This is a genomic window from Pseudomonas sp. PAMC 26793 (genome assembly GCF_000313235.1).
In the GTDB taxonomy this organism is placed as follows: Bacteria; Pseudomonadota; Gammaproteobacteria; order Pseudomonadales; family Pseudomonadaceae; genus Aquipseudomonas; species Aquipseudomonas yamanorum.
On the sequence record NZ_AMXG01000019.1, the window covers coordinates 1 to 3,656 of the forward strand.

The following is a 3,656-nucleotide window of genomic DNA, read 5'->3' on the forward strand; positions in this document are numbered from 1 at the left end:
CGTAGTAGCACCGCGTTGGGGCTGTAGCTCAGCTGGTTAGAGCACCGTGTTGATAACGCGGGGGTCGTTGGTTCGAGTCCAACCAGCCCTACCAGCTAATTAGTAAAATCTCAGGGGGATTAGCTCAGCTGGGAGAGCACCTGCTTTGCAAGCAGGGGGTCGTCGGTTCGATCCCGTCATCCTCCACCAATATTTTGAAAGTGCAAACGTAAGCCGGTCAACAAGACTGTGGTTTAGGTTTGATCTTTTAGCGATCAAAGCTGTTTCGTTCTTTAACAATCTGGAAGAAGTAAAGATTATTTATTGATCAAGTCTATGCATGCAGCAATGCATGAGGCGACTTGATGGGTAATGATTGTATGTATCAACAAACAAGCAACAACGTTGTACTTTCTTATCCCTGTAGCGCTCTTTTCGTTTGAAAGAATGAAGAGGCTAACGTTATAGGGACAAGCGAATAAGTGCACATGGTGGATGCCTTGGCGATTACAGGCGATGAAGGACGTAGTAGCTTGCGATAAGCTGCGGGGAGTGAGCAAACACACTTTGATCCGCAGATTTCCGAATGGGGCAACCCACCCTTTTAGGGTATTGCATACTGAATACATAGGTATGCAAGGCGAACGCGGCGAACTGAAACATCTAAGTAGCTGCAGGAAAAGAAATCAACCGAGATTCCCAAAGTAGCGGCGAGCGAAATGGGAAGAGCCTGTACGTGATAGTCGGACCGATAACAGAATCCTCTGGAAATAGGAGCCATAGTGGGTGATAGCCCCGTATGTGAAATCGGACCGGTGGTACTAAGCGTACGACAAGTAGGGCGGGACACGTGACATCCTGTCTGAATATGGGGGGACCATCCTCCAAGGCTAAATACTCGTAATCGACCGATAGTGAACCAGTACCGTGAGGGAAAGGCGAAAAGAACCCCGGAAGGGGAGTGAAATAGATCCTGAAACCGTGTGCATACAAACAGTAGGAGCGGACTTGTTCCGTGACTGCGTACCTTTTGTATAATGGGTCAGCGACTTACATTCAGTGGCAAGGTTAACCATATAGGGAAGCCGTAGAGAAATCGAGTCCGAATAGGGCGATCAGTCGCTGGGTGTAGACCCGAAACCAAGTGATCTACTCATGGCCAGGATGAAGGTGCGGTAACACGCCCTGGAGGTCCGAACCCACTAATGTTGAAAAATTAGGGGATGAGCTGTGGGTAGGGGTGAAAGGCTAAACAAACTTGGAAATAGCTGGTTCTCTCCGAAAACTATTTAGGTAGTGCCTCAAGTATCACCATCGGGGGTAGAGCACTGTTATGGCTAGGGGGTCATTGCGACTTACCAAACCATTGCAAACTCCGAATACCGATGAGTGCGAGCTTGGGAGACAGACGTCGGGTGCTAACGTCCGGCGTCAAGAGGGAAACAACCCAGACCGCCAGCTAAGGTCCCAAAGATTGGCTAAGTGGAAAACGAAGTGGGAAGGCTAAAACAGTCAGGATGTTGGCTTAGAAGCAGCCATCATTTAAAGAAAGCGTAATAGCTCACTGATCGAGTCGTCCTGCGCGGAAGATGTAACGGGGCTAAGCCAGTCACCGAAGCTGCGGATATCCTTTATTGGATATGGTAGGAGAGCGTTCTGTAAGCCTGCGAAGGTGTCTTGTAAAGGATGCTGGAGGTATCAGAAGTGCGAATGCTGACATGAGTAGCGATAATGGGGGTGAAAAGCCTCCACGCCGTAAGCCCAAGGTTTCCTGTTCAACGTTCATCGGAGCAGGGTGAGTCGGCCCCTAAGGCGAGGCAGAGATGCGTAGCTGATGGGAAGCAGGTTAATATTCCTGCACCGTCGTATGATGCGATGGGGGGACGGATCGCGGAAGGTTGTCCAACTGTTGGAATAGTTGGTTTTTGGCTCATAGAAGGTACTTAGGCAAATCCGGGTACGGAATTCAAGGGGTTGAGACGAGTGAACTTGTTCATGAAGCAATCGGAAGTGGTTCCAAGAAAAGCCTCTAAGCTTCAGTCATACGAGACCGTACCGCAAACCGACACAGGTGGGCGAGATGAGTATTCTAAGGCGCTTGAGAGAACTCGGGAGAAGGAACTCGGCAAATTGGTACCGTAACTTCGGGAAAAGGTACGCCCCGGTAGCTTGATTGGTTTACTCCATGAGGGTGAAAGGGTTGCAATAAACTGGTGGCTGCGACTGTTTAATAAAAACACAGCACTCTGCAAACACGAAAGTGGACGTATAGGGTGTGACGCCTGCCCGGTGCTGGAAGATTAAATGATGGGGTGCAAGCTCTTGATTGAAGTCCCAGTAAACGGCGGCCGTAACTATAACGGTCCTAAGGTAGCGAAATTCCTTGTCGGGTAAGTTCCGACCTGCACGAATGGCGTAACGATGGCCACACTGTCTCCTCCCGAGACTCAGCGAAGTTGAAATGTTTGTGATGATGCAATCTACCCGCGGCTAGACGGAAAGACCCCATGAACCTTTACTGTAGCTTTGCATTGGACTTTGAACCAATCTGTGTAGGATAGGTGGGAGGCTTTGAAGCGGGGACGCTAGTTCTCGTGGAGCCAACCTTGAAATACCACCCTGGTTTGTTTGAGGTTCTAACCTTGGTCCGTTATCCGGATCGGGGACAGTGCATGGTAGGCAGTTTGACTGGGGCGGTCTCCTCCTAAAGTGTAACGGAGGAGTTCGAAGGTACGCTAGATACGGTCGGACATCGTGTTGATAGTGCAATGGCATAAGCGTGCTTAACTGCGAGACTGACAAGTCGAGCAGGTACGAAAGTAGGACATAGTGATCCGGTGGTTCTGTATGGAAGGGCCATCGCTCAACGGATAAAAGGTACTCTGGGGATAACAGGCTGATTCCTCCCAAGAGTTCATATCGACGGGGGAGTTTGGCACCTCGATGTCGGCTCATCACATCCTGGGGCTGTAGCCGGTCCCAAGGGTATGGCTGTTCGCCATTTAAAGTGGTACGTGAGCTGGGTTTAAAACGTCGTGAGACAGTTTGGTCCCTATCTGCCGTGGGCGTTGGAAATTTGAAGGGGGCTGCTCCTAGTACGAGAGGACCGGAGTGGACGTATCTCTGGTGTACCGGTTGTCACGCCAGTGGCATTGCCGGGTAGCTAAATACGGAAGAGATAACCGCTGAAAGCATCTAAGCGGGAAACTTGCCTTGAGATGAGATTTCCCAGAGCCTTGAGCTCTTTGAAGGGTCGTTCGAGACCAGGACGTTGATAGGCTGGGTGTGGAAGTGCAGTAATGCATTAAGCTAACCAGTACTAATTGCCCGTACGGCTTGTCCCTATAACCTTAGCAGGTACAGAGGATAAGACGGTACAACGTTGCGTGTTTGTTGATACTACCAGTCATTACCCCAATCTTTGCTTCTTCCAGATTCAGGCTTTGTCGCTCCATCGAGGACAAATGCCGGTACAAGTTATGCCTGATGACCATAGCAAGTTGGTCCCACCCCTTCCCATCCCGAACAGGACCGTGAAACAACTTTGCGCCGATGATAGTGCTGCAACCAGTGTGAAAGTAGGTTATCGTCAGGCTTGTTATTTGGTGAAACAGCCCCCGGCTGTTTCTCCTTGAGAAAAACCCGTCAAGCAATTGGCGGGTTTTTTTTCGTCTGGT

The 3,656-nt window shown here is 50.0% G+C and carries 2 tRNA genes and 2 rRNA genes; all 4 read left to right on the forward strand.

The features are described 5' to 3' along the window. The first annotated feature begins 17 nt into the window (after nucleotides 1–17). The 4 genes from D109_RS0106340 (at nucleotide 18) to rrf (ending at nucleotide 3,574) form a co-directional block, all read left to right on the forward strand. Nucleotides 18–94: transfer RNA gene (locus D109_RS0106340), tRNA-Ile, on the forward strand. A gap of 19 nt (nucleotides 95–113) precedes the next feature. Continuing rightward, nucleotides 114–189, forward strand: a tRNA-Ala gene (locus tag D109_RS0106345). Between the two features lie 258 nt (nucleotides 190–447). Further along, nucleotides 448–3,323 (forward strand): 23S ribosomal RNA (locus tag D109_RS0106350). A 138-nt stretch (nucleotides 3,324–3,461) separates the two neighbouring features. Continuing rightward, a 5S ribosomal RNA gene (gene rrf / locus D109_RS0106355) occupies nucleotides 3,462–3,574 on the forward strand. Nucleotides 3,575–3,656: the final 82 nt, after the last annotated feature.